General features: G+C 62.3%; 19 protein-coding genes. 13 read left to right on the forward strand and 6 right to left on the reverse strand.

The genetic code is table 11. The features are described from left to right. Positions 1–3: 3 nt before the first annotated feature. From BFN10_RS05095 to BFN10_RS05120, 6 genes are all read right to left on the reverse strand, one after another. Positions 4–813, reverse strand: coding sequence for an ABC transporter permease (locus BFN10_RS05095; protein ID WP_025856826.1), 810 nt, complete (start codon positions 811–813; stop codon positions 4–6). Next, complete coding sequence (locus BFN10_RS05100) at positions 803–1,732, reverse strand: ABC transporter permease (protein ID WP_071488755.1); 930 nt, start codon at positions 1,730–1,732, stop codon at positions 803–805. Before BFN10_RS05100 ends, BFN10_RS05095 begins: the two co-directional genes overlap by 11 nt. 1 nt (position 1,733) lies before the next feature. Further along, positions 1,734–2,768 carry an ABC transporter ATP-binding protein gene (locus BFN10_RS05105; protein WP_071488756.1) on the reverse strand — a complete coding sequence of 345 codons (1,035 nt, stop codon included), beginning with the start codon at positions 2,766–2,768 and terminating at the stop codon, positions 1,734–1,736. Between the two features lie 189 nt (positions 2,769–2,957). Further along, entirely contained in the window at positions 2,958–4,109 is a 1,152-nt protein-coding gene (gene ydcS / locus BFN10_RS05110) for a putative ABC transporter substrate-binding protein YdcS (RefSeq protein ID WP_071488757.1), read from the reverse strand. Between the two features lie 72 nt (positions 4,110–4,181). After that, the gene (locus BFN10_RS05115; protein WP_173668601.1) at positions 4,182–5,639 is read right to left on the reverse strand and encodes a gamma-aminobutyraldehyde dehydrogenase; all 1,458 of its coding nucleotides are present in this window, start codon (positions 5,637–5,639) and stop codon (positions 4,182–4,184) included. Positions 5,640–5,772: 133 nt separating this feature from the next. Next, a complete protein-coding gene (locus BFN10_RS05120; RefSeq protein ID WP_071488759.1) occupies positions 5,773–6,684 on the reverse strand; it encodes a LysR family transcriptional regulator in 912 nt (303 codons plus the stop codon). Between the two features lie 168 nt (positions 6,685–6,852). Between BFN10_RS05120 and BFN10_RS05125 the strand changes: the two genes are divergently transcribed. From BFN10_RS05125 to BFN10_RS05190, 13 genes are all read left to right on the forward strand, one after another. Further along, a complete protein-coding gene (locus BFN10_RS05125) occupies positions 6,853–7,560 on the forward strand; it encodes a tellurite resistance TerB family protein (protein WP_071488760.1) in 708 nt (235 codons plus the stop codon). A 211-nt stretch (positions 7,561–7,771) separates the two neighbouring features. Further along, the gene (locus BFN10_RS05130) at positions 7,772–9,394 is read left to right on the forward strand and encodes a methyl-accepting chemotaxis protein (protein ID WP_071488761.1); all 1,623 of its coding nucleotides are present in this window, start codon (positions 7,772–7,774) and stop codon (positions 9,392–9,394) included. Next, the gene (locus tag BFN10_RS05135) at positions 9,394–9,906 is read left to right on the forward strand and encodes a chemotaxis protein CheW (protein ID WP_071488762.1); all 513 of its coding nucleotides are present in this window, start codon (positions 9,394–9,396) and stop codon (positions 9,904–9,906) included. The genes BFN10_RS05130 and BFN10_RS05135 overlap by 1 nt, the downstream gene beginning before the upstream one ends. Continuing rightward, the gene (locus tag BFN10_RS05140; protein ID WP_071488763.1) at positions 9,903–11,162 is read left to right on the forward strand and encodes a CheR family methyltransferase; all 1,260 of its coding nucleotides are present in this window, start codon (positions 9,903–9,905) and stop codon (positions 11,160–11,162) included. Before BFN10_RS05135 ends, BFN10_RS05140 begins: the two co-directional genes overlap by 4 nt. Next, positions 11,159–11,860 carry a chemotaxis protein CheW gene (locus BFN10_RS05145; protein WP_071488764.1) on the forward strand — a complete coding sequence of 234 codons (702 nt, stop codon included), beginning with the start codon at positions 11,159–11,161 and terminating at the stop codon, positions 11,858–11,860. The genes BFN10_RS05140 and BFN10_RS05145 overlap by 4 nt, the downstream gene beginning before the upstream one ends. Next, complete coding sequence (locus BFN10_RS05150) at positions 11,857–14,121, forward strand: hybrid sensor histidine kinase/response regulator (RefSeq protein ID WP_071488765.1); 2,265 nt, start codon at positions 11,857–11,859, stop codon at positions 14,119–14,121. The genes BFN10_RS05145 and BFN10_RS05150 overlap by 4 nt, the downstream gene beginning before the upstream one ends. Next, on the forward strand, positions 14,118–15,128 hold the full coding sequence (cheB, locus tag BFN10_RS05155) for a chemotaxis response regulator protein-glutamate methylesterase (RefSeq protein ID WP_071488766.1): 1,011 nt from the start codon (positions 14,118–14,120) through the stop codon (positions 15,126–15,128). The genes BFN10_RS05150 and cheB overlap by 4 nt, the downstream gene beginning before the upstream one ends. A gap of 51 nt (positions 15,129–15,179) precedes the next feature. Next, positions 15,180–16,181, forward strand: a complete 1,002-nt coding sequence (locus BFN10_RS05160; RefSeq protein ID WP_012722554.1) for a diguanylate cyclase — start codon at positions 15,180–15,182, stop codon at positions 16,179–16,181. Positions 16,182–16,356: 175 nt separating this feature from the next. Then, positions 16,357–17,452, forward strand: a protein-coding gene (gene prfB / locus BFN10_RS05170; RefSeq protein WP_102591687.1) for a peptide chain release factor 2 whose coding sequence is annotated in 2 segments (ribosomal slippage) — positions 16,357–16,428 and positions 16,430–17,452 — 1,095 coding nt in all. Because the reading frame shifts where the segments join, the coding sequence is not laid out codon by codon here. Positions 17,453–17,533: 81 nt separating this feature from the next. Then, positions 17,534–19,036 carry a lysine--tRNA ligase gene (gene lysS / locus BFN10_RS05175; RefSeq protein WP_058425327.1) on the forward strand — a complete coding sequence of 501 codons (1,503 nt, stop codon included), beginning with the start codon at positions 17,534–17,536 and terminating at the stop codon, positions 19,034–19,036. 106 nt (positions 19,037–19,142) lie between these two features. After that, the gene (locus BFN10_RS05180) at positions 19,143–19,859 is read left to right on the forward strand and encodes a TetR/AcrR family transcriptional regulator (RefSeq protein WP_058425326.1); all 717 of its coding nucleotides are present in this window, start codon (positions 19,143–19,145) and stop codon (positions 19,857–19,859) included. A 16-nt stretch (positions 19,860–19,875) separates the two neighbouring features. Continuing rightward, the gene (locus BFN10_RS05185) at positions 19,876–20,424 is read left to right on the forward strand and encodes a hypothetical protein (RefSeq protein WP_071488767.1); all 549 of its coding nucleotides are present in this window, start codon (positions 19,876–19,878) and stop codon (positions 20,422–20,424) included. 21 nt (positions 20,425–20,445) lie between these two features. Further along, positions 20,446–21,723 (forward strand): flavohemoglobin expression-modulating QEGLA motif protein, encoded by a 1,278-nt coding sequence (locus BFN10_RS05190; RefSeq protein WP_071488768.1) that lies wholly within the window; start codon positions 20,446–20,448, stop codon positions 21,721–21,723. The last annotated feature ends 7 nt before the right edge of the window (positions 21,724–21,730 follow it).

The following is a 21,730-nucleotide window of genomic DNA, read 5'->3' on the forward strand; positions in this document are numbered from 1 at the left end:
CAATTATTTACCGCCACTCCCGGCCACGCTTTCACCGCCGCGGGTCAGGTAATAGGCACCGAGAATCGGGAACATCGTTACCAGCATCACTAGCATCGCCACCACGTTGGTCACCGGCACATCCCGCGGGCGGCTCAACTGGTTGAGCAGCCACAGCGGCAAGGTGCGCTCGTGGCCGGCGGTGAAGGTGGTGACGATGATTTCGTCGAACGACAATGCAAAGGCGAGCATGCCGCCGGCCAGCAGCGCCGAGCCCAGGTTGGGCATGATGATGTAGCGGAAGGTCTGCCAGCCGTCGGCGCCCAGGTCCATCGAGGCCTCGATCAGGCTGTGGGAGGTGCGGCGCAAGCGGGCGATGACGTTGTTGTAGACGATCACCACGCAAAAGGTCGCGTGGCCGACGATGATGGTGAACATCCCAGGCTCGATACCCAGCGTCTTGAACGTCGCCAGCAGTGCGATACCGGTGATGATCCCCGGCAGGGCAATCGGCAGGATCAACATCAGCGACACGCCTTGCTTGCCGAAGAACTCGCGGCGATACAGCGCCGCCGAGGCCAGCGTGCCGAGCACCATGGCGATCAGCGTGGCGATGGCGGCGATCTGCAGCGACAGCTTGATCGCCTCCAGTACGTCCGGCCGCGCGAACGCCACGCTGAACCACTTCAGGGTGAAGCCCTGGGGCGGAAAGCTGAACGCAGCTTCTTCGGTGTTGAAGGCATAAAGAAAGATGATCAGGATCGGGAAGTGCAGAAACACCAACCCGCCCCAGGCGGCGATCTTCAGGCCCAATGAGGATTTTTCAGAGTGCATCGAAGGCCCCCAGGCGTTTGACGATGGACAGGTAAACCGCGATCAGCACGATCGGCACCAGGGTGAACGCCGCTGCCATGGGCATGTTGCCGATGGCGCCTTGCTGCGCGTAGACCATGCCGCCGACGAAGTAGCCGGGCGGGCCGACCAGTTGCGGCACGATGAAATCGCCCAGGGTCAGCGAGAAGGTGAAGATGGAACCTGCGGCAATCCCTGGCACCGACAGCGGCAATATCACCTGCATGAAGGTCTGGCGCGGTTTGGCGCCCAGGTCGGCAGAGGCTTGCAGCAAGGACGGCGGCAAACGCTCCAGGGACGCCTGGATCGGCAGGATCATGAACGGCAGCCAGATATAGACAAACACCATGAACCGTCCCAGATGCGAGGTGCTCAAGGTACTGCCGCCCACGCCGGGAACGCCCAGCACGAACTGCAACACAGGCTCCAGGCCCAGGTGCTGCACGAACCACTGCGCCACGCCGCCCTTGGCCAGCAGCAAGGTCCAGGCATAAGCCTTGACGATATAGCTGGCCCACATCGGCATCATCACCGCGATGTAGAAGAACGCCTTGGTCTTGCCCGTGGTGTAGCGCGCCATGTAGTAAGCGATGGGGAAGGCCACGATGGCACTGGCGATCGATACCACGATCGCCATGCTCAAGGTGCGCACAATGATGTCGAAGTTCGACGGCTGGAACAGCGCGGCGAAGTTGGCCAGGGTCAGGTCTGGCGTGACCGCCATGGTGAAGTCGTCGAAGGTATAGAAACCTTGCCACAGCAGGGTCAGCAACGAACCGAGGTAGATCGCGCCGAACCAGATCAGCGGCGGCACTAGCAGCATTGCCAGGTAGAGGTCGGGCTTGCGGTAGAGCAGGTTGGAAAACCTGCGCATCGGCGGGTGGGAAATAGCCAGGCTCATGTCACACCTCGCCTGCGCTGTCGGTCAGCGGGGTCATGGCTTCCCGCGCCCAACGGGCGGTGATGGACTGGCCGACCTGGTGGCCGCTGCTGATGTCCAGCCACTGGTTGTTGGCCTGGCTGATGTTCAGCGCCTGGCCGTTTTCCAGTTTCAGTTCATAGCGGGTGGCGCTGCCCTGGTACTGGATGTCGTGGAGCAGGCCGCTGATTTCCACTTCGCCGGCGCCCAGCGGGCCCTCGGCGAAGCGCACGTGTTCCGGGCGGATCGAGAAGGGTTGCGTGCTGCCGCTGAGGCGCTGCGCCAGCTCGCCGCGAATCACGTTGGAGGTGCCGACGAACTCGGCGACGAAGGCGGTGGCCGGTTTCATGTACAGGTTGCGCGGGGTGTCGACCTGCTCGATGCGACCTTTGTTGAAGACTGCGACGCGGTCGGACATCGACAGCGCTTCGGTCTGGTCGTGGGTCACGAAGATAAAGGTGATGCCCAGCTGGCGTTGCAGCTTTTTCAGTTCGCTCTGCATCTGCTCGCGCAGCTTGAGGTCGAGGGCGCCCAGGGGTTCATCCAGCAACAACACACGCGGGCGATTGACCAGGGCGCGGGCCAGGGCCACCCGTTGGCGTTGACCGCCGGAGAGCTGCACCGGCTTGCGCTCGCCGTAGCCGCCGAGGGCGACCATGGCCAGGGCTTCTTCGGCGCGGTTGAGGCGCTCGGTCTTGCCCACGCCCTTGACCTTGAGGCCGTAGGCGACGTTGTCGCGCACATTCATATGGGGGAACAGCGCGTAATCCTGGAACACGGTGTTCACGTCGCGCTGGTAGGGCGGTAAGCCGGCGGCTTCCTCGCCGTGGATACGGATCGAGCCTGCGCTCGGCTGCTCGAACCCGGCGATCAGGCGCAGGCAGGTGGTCTTGCCCGAGCCGGAAGGCCCGAGCATGGAAAAGAACTCGCCGTCCTGGATATCGATGGAAACCCGGTCAACGGCTTTCACTTCGCCGAACTGACGGGAAACGTGAGTGAATTGGACTGCAAGTGTCATGGTGCGGTGCTCCGAAAAGGCACGGGTCGTCGCAGCGGCCCGGCCTGGACTTCTGAAAAAACAAAACATCTGTGAATGCGGTCAATGTGGGAGGGGGCTTGCCCCCGAAAGCAGTGGATCAGTTACAGATGTGCTGGCTGACACACTGCACTCGGGGGCAAGCCCCCTCCCACAGGAGACCGATGGTGTCTAGCGGCCACCCATGATCGCGATGTAATCCTGGGTCCAGCGGCTGTAGGGCACGAACTTGCCGCCTTCCGCCTGCGGGGTTTTCCAGAAGGCGATCTTGTCGAACTGGTCGAAGCCGTTGGTCTTGCAGCCTTCGGCGCCGAGCAATTCGCTTGCCTGGCACGCCGCCGGCACCGCCGGCAGGGAGCCGAACCAGGCGGCCACATCGCCCTGGACCTTCGGTTGCAGCGACCAGTCCATCCATTTGTAGGCACAGTTCGGGTGCTTGGCTTCGGCATGCAGCATGGTGGTGTCGGCCCAGCCGGTGGCGCCTTCCTTCGGAATGGTCGAGGCAATCGGCTGCTTCTCGTTCTGCAGGCCGTTGACCTGATACGGCCAGGCGCTGGAGGCCACCACGCCTTCGTTCTTGAAGTCACTCATTTGCACGGTGGTGTCGTGCCAGTAGCGGTGGATCAGCGGTTGCTGGGCGCGCAGCAATTCAAGCACGGCCTTGTACTGTGTTTCGGTGAGTTCGTACGGGTTCTGGATGCCCAGTTCCGGCTTGGCCGACTTGAGGTACAGCGCCGCGTCGGCGATGTAGATCGGGCCGTCATACGCCTGCACGCGGCCTTTGTTCGGCTTGCCGTCCGGCAGGTTCTGCGCGTCGAACAGCACATTCCAGCTGGTGGGCGCGGTCTTGAATACGTTGGTGTTGTACATCAACACGTTTGGCCCCCACTGGTACGGGGTGCCGTAGGTTTGCTGGCCAACCACGTACCACGGCGCGTCTTTCAGGCGGGGGTCGATGTTCTTCCAGTTGGGGATCAGTGCGGTATTGATTGGCTGCACCCGTTTGCCGACGATCAGCCGCAGCGACGCATCGCCCGACGCGGTCACCAGGTCATAGCCACCCTTGGCCATCAGGCTGACCATTTCGTCAGAGGTAGCGGCGGTTTTCACGTTGACCTTGCAGCCGGTTTCCTTCTCGAAACCGCTGACCCAGTCGTAGGCCTTGTCGCTTTCGCCGCGTTCGATATAGCCGGGCCAGGCGACGATATCCAGTTGGCCTTCACCGGCACCCACCGCTTTGAGCGGTTCGGCGGCCTGCAGGCTGGCGCTGGCCAGCAGCGCGGTAGTCAAAGCACTGAGCAGTGCGGTCTTGTGCGCAGACATTGGGGTTCCCTCTTCTTTAATTATGGTCGGGGCAGTTGTTTGAACCGGTAACGCAAGAGCTTAGTTGTTGTTTTAAAGATGCTGGCCGTGGCGCGCCATGATGTGTCGCACCACGCTGTAGTCCTGCAGCGAGTCGCTGGACAGATCCTTCCCATACCCCGAGCGCTTCAAGCCGCCATGGGGCATTTCGCTGACCAGCATGAAATGGCTGTTGATCCAGGTGCAGCCGTATTGCAGACGCGCCGCCACTTGCATGGCCTTGTCCAGGTTCTGGGTCCACACGGACGAGGCCAGGCCGTACTCGGAGTCGTTGGCCCAGTCCACCGCCTGTTCCAGTTCGTCGAAGCGCGTCACGGTGACCACCGGGCCGAACACTTCGCGCTGCACGATTTCATCGTTCTGTTTACAGCCGGCCAGCAGCGTCGGCTGGTAATAGAAGCCGGCACCGGAATGCACGGCGGCGCCGGTGACGCGTTCGATATGTGGCTGGCCGAGGGCGCGTTCGACAAAACTGGCCACGCGGTCGCGCTGGCGTGTGCTGATCAGCGGCCCCAGCTCATTGTCGGTGTCGCGCTTGCCGGCAAAGCGCAGGCTACTGACAGCGGCGCCGAGCTCGGCTACCAGTTTGTCGTGGATACCCGCCTGGGCGTAGATGCGGCATGCGGCGGTGCAGTCCTGGCCGGCGTTGTAGTAACCGTAGGCGCGCACACCCTCGACCACGGCTTGCAGGTCGGCGTCGTTGCATACGATCACCGGCGCCTTGCCGCCCAGTTCCAGGTGCGTGCGTTTCAGGGTCTTGGAGGCAGCCTGCAGAATCTTCTGCCCGGTGACGATGTCGCCGGTCAGCGAAACCATGCGCACCTTGGGGTGGCTGACCAGATGGCTGCCAACGCCTTCGCCGCCGCCACACAGAATGTTGATCACGCCACGCGGCAACAGGTCTTTGAGCACCGGGGCGAGGGCGAGGATCGACAGCGGCGTGTGTTCCGATGGCTTGAACACCAGCGTATTACCGGCCGCCAGGGCCGGAGCGATTTTCCACGCGGCCATCATCAGCGGGTAGTTCCATGGCGCAATCGAGGCCACTACGCCAATCGGATCGCGACGCACCATGCTGGTGTAGCCCGGCAGGTATTCACCGCTGAGTTGCCCGGTCTGGCAACGCACGGCCCCGGCGAAGAAGCGGAACACATCCACGGTGGCGCTCAAGTCATCCTGGCGCGCGAGGTGCAACGGCTTGCCGCAGTTCAGGGACTCCAGGCGGGCCAGGTAATCGGCGTGTTTTTCGATGGCGTCGGCAATGCCCAGCAGGATGTTCGAACGTTGCTGCGGCGTGGTCCGCGACCAACCGGCAAAGGCACGGTGGGCGGCAAGGATCGCGGTCTCGACCTGCTCGGCGCTGGCTTCGGCGATTTGGGTGAGGACTTCACCGGTGGCCGGGTTGAGGATCGGCTCGGCAAAACCCTGGCCCGGGACCAGTTCGCCGTCGATCAGCAACGCAGTGAGCAGCGGGGTGGGCGCGCCGGACATTTTTCGTGATCTCTTTTCTTGTGCGGCCATGGGCGTTCTCTTACGAAGGCCTGACCTTTCTCTTAGGGGATAAGCAGAGACTAGAGGTCAGGCGCGAGGTCAACAAATACTAAATACTGAATACAGCATTCGATTAAATAGATGGCTTGCGCGGGTGCGGCTGTTCGCGGGCAACGGTCAGGAACGGGTCCACCAGCGCCGGGCGCGCCGTGCCACGGCGCCAGGCCAGGCCCACGTCGAGGGTCTGGCTGAGGTCGGCAATCGGCCGCGCTTCAATAATGTCGCCCTCCAGCGACCAGGGGCGGTAGGTCATGTCGGGTTGGATCGACACGCCCAGGCCTGCCGCCACCAGGCTTCGCACCGCTTCGGTGGAGGCGGTGCGCAGGGTCACGCGCGGTTGCAGGCCGGCGCTGGTCCACAGGCGTTGGGCGTTGTGGCCCATTTCATCGACGTTCAGCTGGATCAAGGGCTCGCGCGCCACGTCGGCCAGGTTGATGCTGTCGTGCTCCAGCAGCGGATGCTGTGCGGGCAGCCAAAGCCGGTGCGGGGAGTGGGTGAGCACTTCGGTCTGCAGGGCGTGGCGGTCTTCGAGGTTGGAGAGGATCAACACGCCCACGTCGATTTCGCCGCTGACCAGCAAATGCTCGATATACGGGCGTTCGTCCTCCATCACGCGGATTTCCACATTGGGGTAGGCGCGTTGGAAGCGAGTCAGCAAATCGGCCAGGTAATAACCGGCCACCAGGCTGGTCACGCCGATGATCAACTGCCCGGCGACCTGGTCGGTGCTCTGTTGCAGGCTGCGCTTGGCGTTGTCGACGGTGGCGAGGATCAGGTGCGCCTGGCGCAGGAACTGATGGCCCTGGTGGGTGAGGGTCATGCCCTTGGCGTGACGGTTGAACAGGTTGACGCCGATTTCCTGTTCCAGTTGCTGGATCGCCAGGGTCAGGGTCGACTGGGAAATAAACGCCGTCTGCGCGGCGGCGGAGATCGAACCGGTCTCGGCCACGGCAATAAAGTGCCGGATTTGACGCAAGGTCATCATGCTGGAATTACCAGTGGGGTGTTTTTATAGATTTGTTCGAGTGTATATCGATTTAAGTGAAGGGCGGTCGCGTTACATCTGGAAGCACTCTAGATCAGGGCTTTTTGGCACTTAGTTTTACGCTGGGGGCCTATTGGTCCTATGAACCCAAGTGTCTGGAGGCTGCGAATGAATACCCGTGGATTGCTCGATCAGTTGCTCAAGTCTGGCCAGGACATGCTGCAAAACAAGGCTGGCGGCCAGCGTAGACAGGACGACAAAGGTGCTCTGGGCGGTCTGCTCGGCGGTGGCGGCCTGGGCAGCCTGCTCGGTGGTGCTGGCGGCGGCGCGCTGGCGGCGGGGGCCATGGGCCTGCTGCTGGGCAACAAGAAGGCGCGTAAATTCGGCGGCAAGGCGCTGACCTACGGCGGTTTGGCGGCGTTGGGCGTTATCGCCTACAAGGCCTACGGCAACTGGCAGGCCAATCAGGCCAGCGCGCCCCAGGGCGAACCACAGACTATCGATCGCCTGCCACCGGCCCAGGTCGAGCAACACAGTCAGGGCATCCTCAAGGCGCTGGTTGCGGCGGCCAAAGCCGATGGCCATGTGGACGAGCGCGAGCGTGCGCTGATCGAAGGCGAATTCACCAAACTGGACAACGACCGCGAGCTGCAAAGCTGGCTGCACGCCGAACTCAACAAACCCCTGGACCCGGCCGATGTGGCGCGGGCTGCCGGCACTCCGGAAATGGCGGCCGAGATGTACATCGCCAGCGTGATGCTGGTGGACGAGGAGAACTTCATGGAGAAAGCCTACCTTGACGAGCTGGCCCGCCAACTGAAGCTCGAGCCCGGCTTGAAGCTGGAACTGGAAAAACAGGTGCGGCTGAACGCGTAAAGACGGGGCGTGCAGCGATCAAAATGTGCGAGGGGGCTTGCCCCCGGTAGCGGTGTTTCAGCCTATTTACAGTTGGTTGGCACATCGCCATCGGGGGCAAGCCTCCTCGCACATTTGCATTCTGTGGACGCTACAGCAAAACCCGTTGATAAATGAGGGCTTCTGCTCAGCTATACTCCCCTCCATTTGAATGGCCCTCCGAGGAATTACTGTGAAGAACTGGACCTTGCGCCAACGCATCCTGGCAAGTTTTGCGGTCATTATCGCCATCATGCTGTTAATGGTCGTGGTCTCCTATTCACGGTTGCTGAAGATCGAAACCAGTGAAGTCGCGGTGCGCGACGACGCGGTGCCCGGGGTCTACCTCAGCTCCATGATCCGTAGCGCGTGGGTCGACAGTTACCTGCAGACCCTGGAGTTGATCGGCCTGCGTGAAGACAAGGGTCTCACCGACACCGACAAAGCCGACTTCAAGTCCTATGAAGCACGCATCCTGCAGCAGATGGCCAACTACCAGGCGACCATCAGTGGAGGCGAGGACCAGGCCGAGTTCGATAAATTCGAAATCCAGCACCAGGCCTACAACAAGGCGCTGGCTGCCGTCGTAGAGCGCCTGCAGAACAAGGACATAGCTGGCGCACGCAAGCTGTTCGACACGCAGATGACGCCAAGCTGGGTCGCAGGCCGCATGAAGCTCAACGACATCATCACCGAGAACAAGAACGTCGCCGACCGTGCGACCAACGCGATTGATGATGCAGTATCCGCCGCGAAAATCAGCATGTTTGTATCGCTGGCCCTGGCAATCCTCGCTGCCGGCCTGTGCGGCCTGCTGCTGATGCGCGCGATCATGGCGCCGATGCAGCGCATCGTCGATATCCTCGAAACCATGCGCGACGGTGACCTGAGCAAACGCTTGAACCTGGAGCGCAAGGACGAGTTCGGCGCGGTCGAAACCGGCTTCAACGACATGATGACCGAGCTCACGGCCCTGGTGTCCCAGGCCCAGCGCTCGTCGGTGCAGGTGACCACCTCGGTGACCGAGATTGCCGCCACCTCCAAGCAGCAACAGGCCACCGCCACCGAAACTGCCGCCACCACCACCGAGATCGGCGCTACCTCCCGCGAGATCGCGGCCACCTCCAAGGACCTGGTGCGCACCATGACCGAAGTGTCCACCGCCGCCGACCAGGCCTCGGTTGCCGCCGGTTCCGGCCAGCAAGGCCTGGCGCGCATGGAAGAAACCATGCACTCGGTGATGGGCGCCGCCGACCTGGTCAACGCCAAGCTGGCGATCCTCAATGAGAAGGCCGGCAACATCAACCAGGTGGTGGTGACCATCGTCAAGGTCGCCGACCAGACCAACCTGCTGTCGTTGAATGCCGCCATTGAAGCCGAGAAAGCCGGTGAATACGGGCGTGGTTTTGCCGTGGTTGCCACCGAAGTGCGGCGTCTGGCCGACCAGACTGCCGTGGCCACCTACGACATCGAGCAGATGGTGCGCGAGATCCAGTCGGCGGTGTCGGCGGGCGTGATGGGCATGGACAAGTTCTCCGAAGAAGTACGCCGCGGCATGTTCGAAGTGCAGCAAGTGGGCGAGCAACTGTCGCAGATCATCCACCAGGTACAGGCGCTGGCGCCGCGGGTGTTGATGGTCAATGAAGGCATGCAGGCCCAGGCCACCGGTGCCGAGCAGATCAACCACGCCCTGGTGCAACTGGGCGATGCCAGCAGCCAGACCGTCGAGTCCCTGCGCCAGGCCAGCTTTGCCATCGATGAGCTGAGCCAGGTGGCGGTCGGTCTGCGCAGCGGCGTGTCGCGTTTCAAAGTCTGATGAGCGACCTCGCGGCTAAACGCGGCGCCGTCCCGGCAGCGAAAAAGGCGTTGTTCCTGGTGTTCCACATCGGCAACGAACGTTATGCCCTCAAGGCCACGGAAGTGGCCGAGGTGCTGCCGCGCCTGCCATTGAAACCGATTGCCCATGCGCCGCTCTGGGTGGCGGGCATCTTTGCCCATCGCGGCGCGCTGGTGCCGGTGATCGACCTCAGCGCCCTGACTTTCGGCACCGCTGCCCAGGCGCGTACCAGCACGCGGCTGGTGCTGGTCAATTACCAGCCAGAGCCCTGGCGCGAGCCGCGTTGGCTGGGGTTGATCCTGGAGCAGGCCACCGACACCCTGCGCTGCGACCCGGCCCAGTTCCAGCCCTATGGCCTGGACAACCGCCAGGCGCCGTACCTGGGACCGGTGCGCGACGATGCGCAGGGCCTGATGCAATGGATCGGCGTGAATGACCTGCTGACCGACGACGTGCGCGCCGTGCTGTTTTGCCCCGGGTTGAGCCTATGAGCCACGATCCGCGGTTCGTTGCCTTCCTGAAAGAACGCATCGGCCTGGACGTTGCCTCGGTCGGCGAAGCCATCATCGAGCGGGCGGTGCGCCAACGCACTCAGGCGGTCAACGCGCAGACCCCCGGTGAATACTGGCAGCACCTGCAAAGCTCCCAGGATGAACAGCAAGCGCTGATCGAAGCGGTGATCGTCCCGGAAACCTGGTTTTTCCGTTACCCCGAATCCTTTGCGACCCTGGCCCGCCTGGCCAAGGCGCGCCTGGCCGAAATCAAGCAGATGCGCGCACTGCGCATCCTCAGCCTGCCGTGCTCCACCGGTGAAGAACCTTACTCGATCGCCATGGCGTTGCTGGACGCCGGGCTGGCGCCGCATCAGTTCAAGGTGCAGGGCGTGGATGTCAGCCCGTTGTCGGTGGAGCGCGCACGGCGTGGGGTGTATGGCAAAAACTCCTTTCGCGGCGGCGATATCGCCTTCCGTGACCGCCATTTCACCGAGTACGGTGACGGTTATCACATTGCCGACCGCGTGCGCGAACAGGTGCGCCTGCAAGTCGGCAACCTGCTCGACCCGACACTGCTGGCCAATGAGGCGAGCTACGACTTCGTGTTCTGCCGCAACCTGCTGATCTACTTCGACCAGCCGACCCAGAAACAAGTGTTCGAGGTGCTCAAGGGCCTGACCCACGTGGACGGCGTGCTGTTTATCGGTCCGGCCGAGGGCAGCCTGCTGGGGCGCCACGGCATGCGTTCGATTGGTGTGCCGCAGTCCTTTGCGTTCAGTCGGCATGCCGAGCCGGTCAAGCCCGAGCCGGTATTTGTGCCGAGCGCCGCGCCCGTCCCGCAACGCAGTGCGGCACCGATCCCGAGCAAGCCACGGCCTTTCAGCAAGGCCAGCGCCCAGGTGGTGCCGATCAAGACGGTGCAAACCGATGCGGGCGACTTGCTCAGCCGCATCGCTACCCTGGCCAACGAAGGCAAAAGCGCCGAAGCCCGCGCTGCATGCGAACAGTATTTGAGTAACCATCCGCCGGCCGCCCAGGTGTTCTACTGGCTGGGGCTGCTCAGCGATGTGGCCGGCAGCGCCCTGGAAGCCCAGGGTTATTATCGAAAAGCCTTGTACCTGGAACCCCAGCACCCGCAGGCCTTGATGCACCTGGCGGCGTTGCTCGAGTCCCAGGGCGACAGTGCGGGGGCGCGCCGCTTGCAGGCGCGTGCCGCGCGGAGTGAGCGAGCTGACAGTGAGTCCAAACGATGAGTAACACCGACGCACTCGATACCGCAGGGCTGGACCTGACCCTGGCCGATACCCAAGCCATCGACGACTGCTGGAACCGCATCGGCATCCATGGCGACAAGTCCTGCCCGCTGCTGGCGGACCATATTCACTGCCGCAACTGCTCGGTGTACTCGGCAGCGGCCACACGTTTGCTGGACCGCTATGCCTTGCAGCAGGATGATCATCGTCCGGTTGCCGCTGCTGACGTCGGCGAAGACGTGGTCACCCGCTCCCTGCTGATGTTCCGCCTCGGTGAGGAATGGCTGGGCATTGCCACCCGCTGCCTGGTGGAAGTTGCGCCGCTGCAACCGATTCATTCGCTGCCCCACCAGCGTTCCCGCGCCTTGCTCGGCGTGGCCAATGTCCGTGGTGCGCTGGTGGCGTGCCTGTCGCTGGTGGAACTGCTGGGCCTGGATGCCACCGGCAACGGCGCCAGCGGTGGGCGCATCATGCCGCGCATGTTGATCATCGCCGCGCAGGATGGTCCGGTGGTGGTGCCGGTGGATGAAGTCGACGGCATCCATGCCATCGATGAGCGCACCTTGAAGGCCGCCTCGGTCTCGGGCACCCAGGCCAGTGCGCGCTACACCCAAGGGGTGTTGCAGTGGAAAGGCCGCAGCCTGCGTTGGCTGGACGAGGCGCAATTGTTGTCTGCCGTGACCCGGAGCCTCACATGACCCCCGACCAGATGCGCGATGCCTCGCTGCTGGAACTGTTCAGCCTGGAAGCCGATGCGCAGACTCAGGTATTGAGCGCGGGCCTGCTGGCCCTGGAACGCAACCCGACCCAGGCCGATCAGCTTGAAGCATGCATGCGCGCGGCGCACTCGCTCAAAGGCGCCGCGCGGATCGTTGGGGTGGACGCCGGGGTCAGCGTATCCCACGTCATGGAAGATTGCCTGGTCAGTGCCCAGGAAGGTCGCCTGTACCTGCAACCCGAGCATATCGATGCGCTGCTGCAAGGCACCGACCTGCTGATGCGCATCGCCACGCCGGGCAATGACGTGGGGCCGGCTGACATCGACGCCTATGTGGCGTTGATGGAGCGCTTGCTGGACCCGTCCCAGGCGCCTGTGCCAGAGCCGGCGCCCATCGTCGAAACACTGCTGCCGGAGCCCGAACCCGAACCGGAGCCCGCGCCGCCGGTGGTCGCCGAGCCGCCACGCCAGAACAAACGCATGACCGAAGGCGGCGAGCGCGTGCTGCGGGTGACCGCCGAGCGTTTGAACAGCCTGCTCGACCTGTCGAGTAAATCCCTGGTGGAGACCCAACGGCTCAAGCCGTATCTGGCCAGCCTGCAGCGTCTCAAGCGCCTTCAGAGCCAGAGCGTGCGAGCGCTGGATACGCTGGACGGGCAACTCAAGACTCAACAATTGCCGCTCGAAGCCCAGGAAGCCCTGGCCGACACCCGCCGCCTGCTCAGCGAAGCCCAGGCCCTGCTGGCGGAAAAAACCGCTGAACTGGACGAGTTTGGCTGGCAAGCCGGCCAGCGCGCCCAAGTGCTGTATGACACCGCGCTGGCCTGTCGCATGCGCCCGTTTGCCGATGTGCTGGCCGGGCAAGTGCGCATGGTGCGCGACCTCGGTCGCAGCCTGGGCAAACAGGTACGCCTGGAGATCGAAGGCGAAAAGACCCAGGTCGACCGCGACGTGCTGGAAAAGCTCGAAGCGCCACTCACTCATTTATTGCGCAATGCCGTCGACCACGGCATCGAAATGCCTGAACAACGTCTGCTGGCGGGCAAGCCGGCGGAAGGTTTGATCCGCCTGCGCGCCTCCCATCAGGCCGGGTTGCTGGTGCTGGAATTGAGCGATGACGGCAATGGCGTCGACCTGGAGCGCCTGCGCGGCACCATCGTCGACCGGCACCTGTCACCGGTGGAAACCGCCCTGCGCCTGAGCGAAGAAGAACTGCTGACGTTCCTGTTCCTGCCGGGTTTCAGCCTGCGCGACAAGGTCACCGAAGTGTCCGGGCGCGGGGTCGGCCTGGATGCGGTGCAGCATATGGTCCGCCAACTGCGTGGTGCGGTGGTGCTGGAGCAAACGGCAGGGCAGGGCAGTCGTTTCCACCTGGAGGTGCCGCTGACCCTGTCGGTGGTGCGCAGCCTGGTGGTGGAGGTCGGCGAAGAAGCCTACGCGTTCCCGCTGGCCCATATCGAACGCATGTGCGACCTGGCGCCCGACGACATCGTGCAACTGGAGGGTCGCCAGCATTTCTGGCACGAGGGCCGGCATGTCGGGCTGGTCGCCGCCAGCCAGTTGTTGCAACGCCCGGCGGGGCAGAGTCAGTCGGACACCCTCAAAGTGGTGGTGATCCGCGAGCGTGATGCGGTGTATGGGATTGCCGTGGAGCGCTTTGTCGGCGAGCGTACGCTGGTGGTGTTGCCGCTGGATGATCGCCTGGGCAAGGTCCAGGATATTTCCGCCGGTGCCTTGCTGGACGACGGCTCGGTGGTGTTGATCGTCGACGTCGAAGACATGCTGCGCTCGGTGGACAAACTGCTCAACACCGGCCGCTTGGAGCGCATTGCCCGGCGCAGCCAGCAAACCACCGAGGCACCGCGCAAGCGGGTGCTGGTGGTGGACGACTCGCTGACAGTGCGCGAACTGCAACGCAAATTGCTGCTTAATCGTGGTTATGAAGTGGCCGTGGCGGTCGATGGGATGGACGGCTGGAACGCCTTGCGTTCCGAAGACTTTGACCTGTTGATCACTGATATTGATATGCCTCGTATGGACGGTATTGAATTGGTCACACTCTTGCGCCGTGACAGTCGCCTGCAATCGTTGCCGGTGATGGTGGTGTCCTACAAAGACCGTGAAGAAGACCGACGTCGTGGACTGGACGCCGGCGCCGACTATTATTTAGCCAAAGCCAGTTTCCACGATGACGCCCTGCTGGACGCCGTAGTGGAACTGATCGGAGGCGCACGGGCATGAGGATTGCGATCGTCAATGACATGCCCCTGGCGGTAGAGGCCCTGCGCCGCGCCTTGAGTTTCGAGCCCGCGCACGAAGTGGTGTGGGTGGCCAGCAACGGCCTGGAAGCGGTGCAGCGCTGCGCCGAGCTGACCCCGGACCTGATCCTGATGGACCTGATCATGCCGGTGATGGACGGCGTGGAGGCTACCCGCCAGATCATGGCCGAGACCCCGTGCGCCATCGTCATCGTGACCGTCGACCGCCAGGCCAACGTCAGCCGGGTGTTCGAAGCCATGGGCCATGGCGCCCTGGACGTGGTGGACACGCCGACGCTGGGCGTGGGCAATCCCAAGGATGCGGCGGCGCCGCTGCTGCGCAAGATCCTCAATATCGGCTGGCTGATCGGCCAGCGCGGCAGCCGTGTACGCGCCGAAACCGTCACGCCGCGGACTACCGGAAAACGCCAGAGCCTGGTGGCCATCGGGTCTTCGGCAGGTGGCCCGGCTGCCCTGGAAATCCTGCTCAAGGGCTTGCCCCAGGACTTTCCCGCCGCCATCGTGCTGGTGCAGCATGTGGACCAGGTGTTCGCCGCCGGCATGGCCGAGTGGCTGAGCAGCGCCTCCGGCCTGCCGGTACGCCTGGCCCGCGAGGGTGAGCCACCGCAAAGCGGGGTGGTGCTGCTGGCCGGTACCAACCACCACATTCGTTTATTGAAGAATGGCACGCTAGCCTATACGGCAGAGCCGGTGAACGAGATTTACCGGCCGTCGATCGACGTGTTTTTCGAAAGCGTGGCCAGCCACTGGAATGGCGATGCCGTCGGCGTACTGCTGACCGGCATGGGGCGCGACGGGGCCCAGGGCCTGAAATTGCTGCGTGAACAAGGTTATTTGACCATCGCCCAGGATCAGCAGAGCTCGGCGGTGTACGGCATGCCCAAAGCGGCGGCGGCGATAGATGCTGCTGTTGAAATTCGCCCACTGGATAGAATTGCGCCCCGATTGCTGGAGGTCTTTGCCAAATGAACAAGGCCTCTCGCGGTGCTGGCTTGCAGGCAGTAATTCAGGTGACTGCACATGAATGATTTACAGATCGACGACATCAAGACCGACGAAAATGCCGCCATGGTGTTATTGGTCGACGACCAGGCCATGATCGGCGAAGCCGTGCGGCGTGGCCTGGCCCATGAAGAAAATATCGACTTCCACTTCTGCGCCGATCCGCACCAGGCGATTGCCCAGGCGATCCGCATCAAGCCGACCGTTATCCTGCAAGACCTGGTAATGCCCGGCCTCGATGGCCTGACCCTGGTGCGCGAATACCGCAACCACCCGGCCACGCAGAATATCCCGATCATCGTGCTTTCCACCAAGGAAGACCCGCTGATCAAGAGCGCGGCGTTTTCGGCCGGGGCCAATGATTACCTGGTGAAGTTGCCGGATAATATCGAATTGGTGGCGCGCATTCGCTATCACTCGCGCTCCTATATGACCCTGTTGCAGCGGGATGCGGCGTACCGTGCGTTGCGGGTCAGCCAGCAACAACTGCTGGACACCAACCTGGTGCTGCAACGGCTGATGAACTCCGATGGCCTCACCGGGCTGTCCAACCGTCGCCATTTCGACGAGTACCTGGAACTGGAATGGCGGCGTGCCATGCGTGACCAGACTCAGTTGTCGTTGTTGATGATTGATGTGGATTTCTTCAAGACTTACAACGACAGCTTCGGGCATGTCGAAGGTGACGAGGCTTTGCGCAAGGTTGCGGCGACCATCCGAGAGGCCAGCAGTCGGCCTTCGGATTTGCCGGCGCGCTATGGCGGTGAGGAGTTTGCCCTGGTGCTGCCTAACACCTCGCCGGGCGGAGCGCGGTTGGTGGCGGAAAAACTGCGCATGGCCGTTGCCGCGCTGAAAATTCCGCACATCGCGCCGACCGAGGGTTCCAGCCTGACTATCAGTATTGGTTTGTCCACGATGACGCCGCAGCAGGGCACGGATTGTCGGCAGGTGATTGTGGCGGCGGACAAGGGGTTGTATACGGCCAAGCATAATGGGCGCAATCAGGTCGGTATCGAGTGACCTGAAGTCTTACCCCATTCAATGTGGGAGGGGGCAAGCCCCCTCCCACATTGGGATCTTGATGGGTCTTGGGTTGTGTACAAATCCTGCCTTTTCGCCCAGCGGACTGCCGTTCCCCCCCATTTGCCGTTATACTCGCCGGCTTTCAAAAGTTCGCCAACGAGTGCTGCCCGCCATGGAAATCAACCCGATCCTTAACACCATCAAGGACCTGTCCGAGCGCTCCGAAACTATTCGGGGGTATCTTTGACTACGATCAAAAGCATGAGCGTCTGACCGAAGTCAATCGCGAGCTTGAAGATCCTGCTGTCTGGAACAAACCTGAATACGCCCAGGAACTGGGGCGCGAGCGCGCTGCGCTGGCGCAGATCGTCGATACCCTCGACGAGCTGAACACCGGTCTGGCCGATTGCCGTGACCTGCTGGACATGGCCGTCGAAGAAAACGACGAAGGCGCAGTGGGCGATGTCGTCGCCGAGCTGGCCCGTCTCGAGGAAAACCTCGCCAAACTCGAATTCCGCCGCATGTTCAGCCATGAAATGGACCCGAACAACGCCTACCTGGACATCCAGGCCGGTTCCGGCGGCACCGAGGCCCAGGACTGGGCCAACATCCTGTTGCGCATGTACCTGCGCTGGGCGGACAAGCGCGGTTTCGAAGCGACCATCATGGAGCTGTCCGCCGGTGAAGTTGCCGGAATCAAGGGCGCGACCGTGCACATCAAGGGTGAGTACGCCTTTGGCTGGCTGCGTACCGAAATCGGCGTGCACCGCCTGGTGCGCAAGAGCCCGTTCGACTCCGGCAACCGTCGCCACACCTCGTTCTGCGCGGTGTTCGTCTCGCCGGAGATCGACGACAAGGTCGAGATCGAGATCAACCCGGCCGACCTGCGCATCGACACCTACCGCTCCTCCGGTGCCGGTGGCCAGCACGTAAACACCACCGACTCGGCCGTACGTATCACCCACGTACCGACCAACACCGTGGTCAGCTGCCAGAACGAACGTTCCCAGCACGCCAACAAGGACACCGCCATGAAAATGCTGCGGGCCAAGTTGTACGAGCAGGAAATGCAGAAACGCAACGCCGCATCCCAGGCGCTGGAAGACACCAAGTCGGACATCGGCTGGGGTCACCAGATCCGCTCTTATGTGCTGGATGCGTCGCGGATCAAGGATCTGCGCACTAACATCGAACGCAGCGACTGTGACAAGGTGCTCGACGGCGATATCGACGAATACCTGGAAGCCAGCCTGAAATCCGGCCTCTAAAGAACCTTGTAGGAGCGGGCTTGCCCGCGATCCCCAGCCGAAGGCTGGGGAAAACGTATCTGTGATGGAATTTCAAAAGACATGAGCGACCAACAACTCGACCCGCAAGCCCTGCAACAGGAAGAAAACTCCCTGATCGCCCTGCGCAAGGAAAAGCTTGCTGCCGAGCGCGCCAAGGGCAATGCCTTTCCCAACGACTTCCGCCGCGAAAACTACTGCGATGCCTTGCAGAAACAGTACGCGGACAAGACCAAGGAAGAACTGGCAGAGGCTGCGATCCCGGTCAAGGTGGCAGGTCGCATCATGCTCAACCGTGGCTCGTTCATGGTGATCCAGGACATGACCGGGCGTATCCAGGTCTACGTCAACCGCAAGACCTTGTCGGAAGAAACCCTGGCCTCGGTGAAAACCTGGGACATGGGCGACATCATCGCCGCCGAAGGCACCCTGGCCCGTTCCGGCAAGGGCGACCTGTACGTGGAAATGACCAACGTGCGCCTGCTGACCAAGTCGCTGCGCCCACTGCCGGACAAGCACCACGGCCTGACCGACACCGAACAGCGCTACCGCCAGCGCTACGTGGACCTGATCGTCAACGAAGAAGTACGCCAGACCTTCCGCGTGCGTTCGCAAGTGATCGCGCACATCCGCAGCTTCCTGATGAAGCGCGACTTCCTGGAAGTCGAAACGCCGATGCTGCAGACCATTCCTGGCGGCGCCGCAGCCAAGCCGTTCGAAACCCACCACAATGCCCTGGACATGGAAATGTTCCTGCGTATCGCGCCGGAGCTGTACCTCAAGCGCCTGGTGGTTGGCGGCTTCGAAAAAGTCTTCGAGATCAACCGCAACTTCCGTAACGAAGGCGTTTCGACCCGTCACAACCCAGAATTCACCATGTTGGAGTTCTACCAGGCCTACGCCGACTACGAAGACAACATGGACCTGACCGAAGAACTGTTCCGCGAACTGGCGCAGCTGGTCCTGGGCAGCACCGACGTGCCGTACGGCGACAAGGTGTTCCACTTCGGCGAGCCGTTCGTGCGCCTGTCGGTGTTCGACTCGATCCTCAAGTACAACCCTGAACTGACCGCCGACGACCTGAACGACATCGACAAGGCCCGCGCCATCGCCAAGAAAGCCGGCGCCAAGGTGCTGGGCTTCGAAGGCCTGGGCAAATTGCAGGTGATGATTTTCGAAGAGTTGGTGGAGCACAAGCTGGAACAGCCGCACTTCATTACCCAGTACCCGTTCGAAGTGTCGCCGCTGGCCCGTCGCAACGACGACAACCCGAACGTCACTGACCGTTTCGAGCTGTTCATCGGCGGCCGTGAGATCGCCAACGCCTACTCCGAGTTGAACGACGCGGAAGACCAGGCCGAGCGCTTCATGGCCCAGGTGGCCGACAAGGACGCCGGCGACGACGAAGCCATGCATTACGATGCCGACTTCGTCCGCGCCCTGGAATACGGCATGCCGCCGACCGCCGGTGAAGGGATCGGCATCGACCGCCTGGTGATGCTGCTGACCAACTCGCCATCGATCCGCGACGTGATCTTGTTCCCGCACATGCGGCCACAAGCGTAACCGTAGCGAAATCCGAAGCCGCCTTTTATAAGGCGGCTTTTTTATGTGGCGTTAATAAGCGTCAAGCAAACAGCGCCAGGTTTTGATCTATTCAAGGATGTGTGTCGTGAACCGCGTAACCGCTCAAGAAGGCGCCGCCGGCATTGCCGCTGCCGTGGCTGAAAGCGTCCAGTACCAGGGCCGCAAGGCCAGTCGTCGGGGCAGCGAGCAACGCAGGCAAGACATTCTCGATGCGGCCATGCGCATCGTGGTACGTGACGGCGTACGGGCCGTGCGCCATCGAGCGGTGGCGGCGGAGGCGGGCGTGCCCCTGTCCGCCACCACCTATTACTTCAAGGATATCGATGACCTGCTCACCGATACCTTCGCCCAATACGTCGAGCGCAGCGCCGCATTCATGGGCAAGCTGTGGGTGCGTAACGAAGGCCTGCTGCGCGAAATGGTCGCCTATGGCGATGGCAGCCCCGAATCGCGTTCACAACTGGCCGATGACATTGCACGGCTGACCGCTGATTACGTCCTGCGCCAATTGACCAACCGCCGTGAACACCTGATGGCCGAGCAGGCGTTTCGCCAGGAAGCCCTGCTCAACCCGCGCCTGGCGGAGTTGGTGCGTTCCCACCAGCAGATTCTGTTGCAGGGGACCGGGCAGTTCTTCCAGGTGTTGGGCTCGCGCGAGCCGCAACAGGATGCCAAAGTGTTGACGGCGATAATCAGTCGGATGGAATATCAGGGCCTGCTGGGCAGCGCAGAGCCTCTGACCGGTGAAGAGATGCTTGAGATCCTCAAGCGCTATATGCATTTGGTGTTGGCTTCGGTCTGACACCGGGGGATGTCCAATGAAAGCCTGGCGTGTGGTTGCAATCGCCTTGTCGTTCCTGCTGCTCAGCGGTTGCCTGGTGACCTTCAAGGACCCGCTGCCAGCCCATGAGGCCGCGCCGCCGGCCCTGCTCGGCCAGTGGTCGAGCAAAAATGCCTGGGGCGAGCCGCTCAATCTGCATATCAGTGCCGTTGGTGAACACCGCTATAAAGCCGTGAGCTACCCTACAGCCAAGCCCGGCCAGCGTGACGAATACCTGTTTAGCGTTTCGCGCCATGGCAGCCGCTGGTATTTGTCGGCGCCGCTGCCGGCCAAGCTGGGTGGGCATTTCATCCTGGCGGGGTTTGAGATCAACGAAAAGCACGAATTGGTGGTCTACAACCTCGACCTTGAGCAGATCCACCAAGCGATAGGCCAGCAGGCGTTGCACGGCAGCACCGTGGACACGGTCGAGGGCGCCGGGGTGCTGGTCGACAGTCCCTTGGACCAGGTGTTTGCCTACCTGGATGACCCGGCCAATGCCGATGTATTCGTGGAAGCCGTGCGCTACCAGCGCGCGGGCAAATAACGTTTAAAGAGGAAGCACCGGGTGGACGATTACCAGCAGACGATACGCACCTTGTCTGATCGCATTGTGCTGGCGCAAACACCGATTCGCGTCCTCGACGCCGTGAAGTGGGACGAAAACATTCGCCAGGGATTCCTAAAGGCCAAGGGCAAGGAAATGCCGGCGGTGAGCCGCGACTACTACCTCAATCGGCCACTGTCGTTCGACTCCAGCGCGGTGAAGCTGGAGTTCCAGAACATCGAGCGCGACATCACCCGCTGCCTCGGCCAGTTCAGCCCGGTGGGGCAGATCATGCGCCGCATGTGCAAGGAATACCGCATGGTGGTGCGCATGCTCGAAGCGCGTGGTACCGAGGATTTCGGCCTGATTTCCCAGGAACTGTATGGCGCTGCCTCCGATGCGTTTCACGCCGGCGACCCGACTCTGGCTGACTTGGGCCTGATGCTGTCCGATTACCTTAACAATATCGACGGCCGTGGTGACCTGAAGGATGAGGCCAAGAACCTCACCGCCAAGGACGCCGTCGCCTTGTTGCAAACCCGCCTGAACAAGGTATTCGGTGAGGCCGAAGAGACCATCCGCGTGTTCGAGTCCGACGGTATTGTCGCTGACGCCGCAGCGGGCGCCGACTACATCAAGATCCGCGCCGACGCGATGTTCAACGACCGCGATGTGCGCGCCCTGGAAGTGCATGAAGGCCTGGTGCATGTCGGCACTACCCTCAATGGCCAGAACCAGCCGATCTGCACCTTCCTGTCCAAGGGCCCGCCCTCGTCCACCGTGACCCAGGAAGGTTTGGCGATTTTGATGGAGATCATCACCTTCGCCTCCTACCCGAGCCGCCTGCGCAAGTTGACCAACCGCACCCGCGCCATCCATATGGTGGAAGAGGGCGCCGACTTCCTGCAGGTGTTCGAGTTCTTCCGCGAGCAAGGCTTTGAGATGGCTGAAAGCTACGGCAACGCCAGTCGTGTTTTCCGTGGTTCGGTGCCGACCGGTCTGCCGTTCACCAAGGACCTGTCCTACCTCAAGGGCTTTATCATGGTCTACAACTACATCCAGCTGGCCGTGCGCAAAGGCAAGCTGGAACAAGTGCCGCTGCTGTTCTGCGGCAAGACCACCCTGGAAGACATGCGTACTCTGCGCCAACTGGTCGACGAAGGCCTGGTGGTGCCACCCAAGTACCTGCCCGAGCAGTTCCGCGACATGAACGCGCTGGCGGCGTGGATGTGCTTCTCCAACTTCCTCAACCACCTGAGCCTGGATCGGATCGAGGCGGATTACTCCAATATCCTTTAAACCGTGC

Source organism: Pseudomonas extremorientalis (genome assembly GCF_001870465.1).
Taxonomy (GTDB): domain Bacteria; phylum Pseudomonadota; class Gammaproteobacteria; order Pseudomonadales; family Pseudomonadaceae; genus Aquipseudomonas; species Aquipseudomonas extremorientalis.

Coding starts and splice junctions, on each gene's coding strand:
- BFN10_RS05100 (WP_071488755.1), bottom strand. CDS start 1,732: ATGAGCCTGGCTATTTCCCACCCGCCGATGCGCAGGTTTTCCAACCTG.
- BFN10_RS05105 (WP_071488756.1), bottom strand. CDS start 2,768: ATGACACTTGCAGTCCAATTCACTCACGTTTCCCGTCAGTTCGGCGAA.
- BFN10_RS05185 (WP_071488767.1), top strand. CDS start 19,876: ATGAAAGCCTGGCGTGTGGTTGCAATCGCCTTGTCGTTCCTGCTGCTC.
- BFN10_RS05120 (WP_071488759.1), bottom strand. CDS start 6,684: ATGATGACCTTGCGTCAAATCCGGCACTTTATTGCCGTGGCCGAGACC.
- BFN10_RS05140 (WP_071488763.1), top strand. CDS start 9,903: ATGAGCCACGATCCGCGGTTCGTTGCCTTCCTGAAAGAACGCATCGGC.
- BFN10_RS05115 (WP_173668601.1), bottom strand. CDS start 5,639: ATGTCCGGCGCGCCCACCCCGCTGCTCACTGCGTTGCTGATCGACGGC.
- BFN10_RS05145 (WP_071488764.1), top strand. CDS start 11,159: ATGAGTAACACCGACGCACTCGATACCGCAGGGCTGGACCTGACCCTG.
- BFN10_RS05125 (WP_071488760.1), top strand. CDS start 6,853: ATGAATACCCGTGGATTGCTCGATCAGTTGCTCAAGTCTGGCCAGGAC.
- cheB (WP_071488766.1), top strand. CDS start 14,118: ATGAGGATTGCGATCGTCAATGACATGCCCCTGGCGGTAGAGGCCCTG.
- BFN10_RS05150 (WP_071488765.1), top strand. CDS start 11,857: ATGACCCCCGACCAGATGCGCGATGCCTCGCTGCTGGAACTGTTCAGC.
- ydcS (WP_071488757.1), bottom strand. CDS start 4,109: ATGTCTGCGCACAAGACCGCACTGCTCAGTGCTTTGACTACCGCGCTG.
- BFN10_RS05160 (WP_012722554.1), top strand. CDS start 15,180: ATGAATGATTTACAGATCGACGACATCAAGACCGACGAAAATGCCGCC.
- BFN10_RS05135 (WP_071488762.1), top strand. CDS start 9,394: ATGAGCGACCTCGCGGCTAAACGCGGCGCCGTCCCGGCAGCGAAAAAG.
- lysS (WP_058425327.1), top strand. CDS start 17,534: ATGAGCGACCAACAACTCGACCCGCAAGCCCTGCAACAGGAAGAAAAC.
- BFN10_RS05095 (WP_025856826.1), bottom strand. CDS start 813: ATGCACTCTGAAAAATCCTCATTGGGCCTGAAGATCGCCGCCTGGGGC.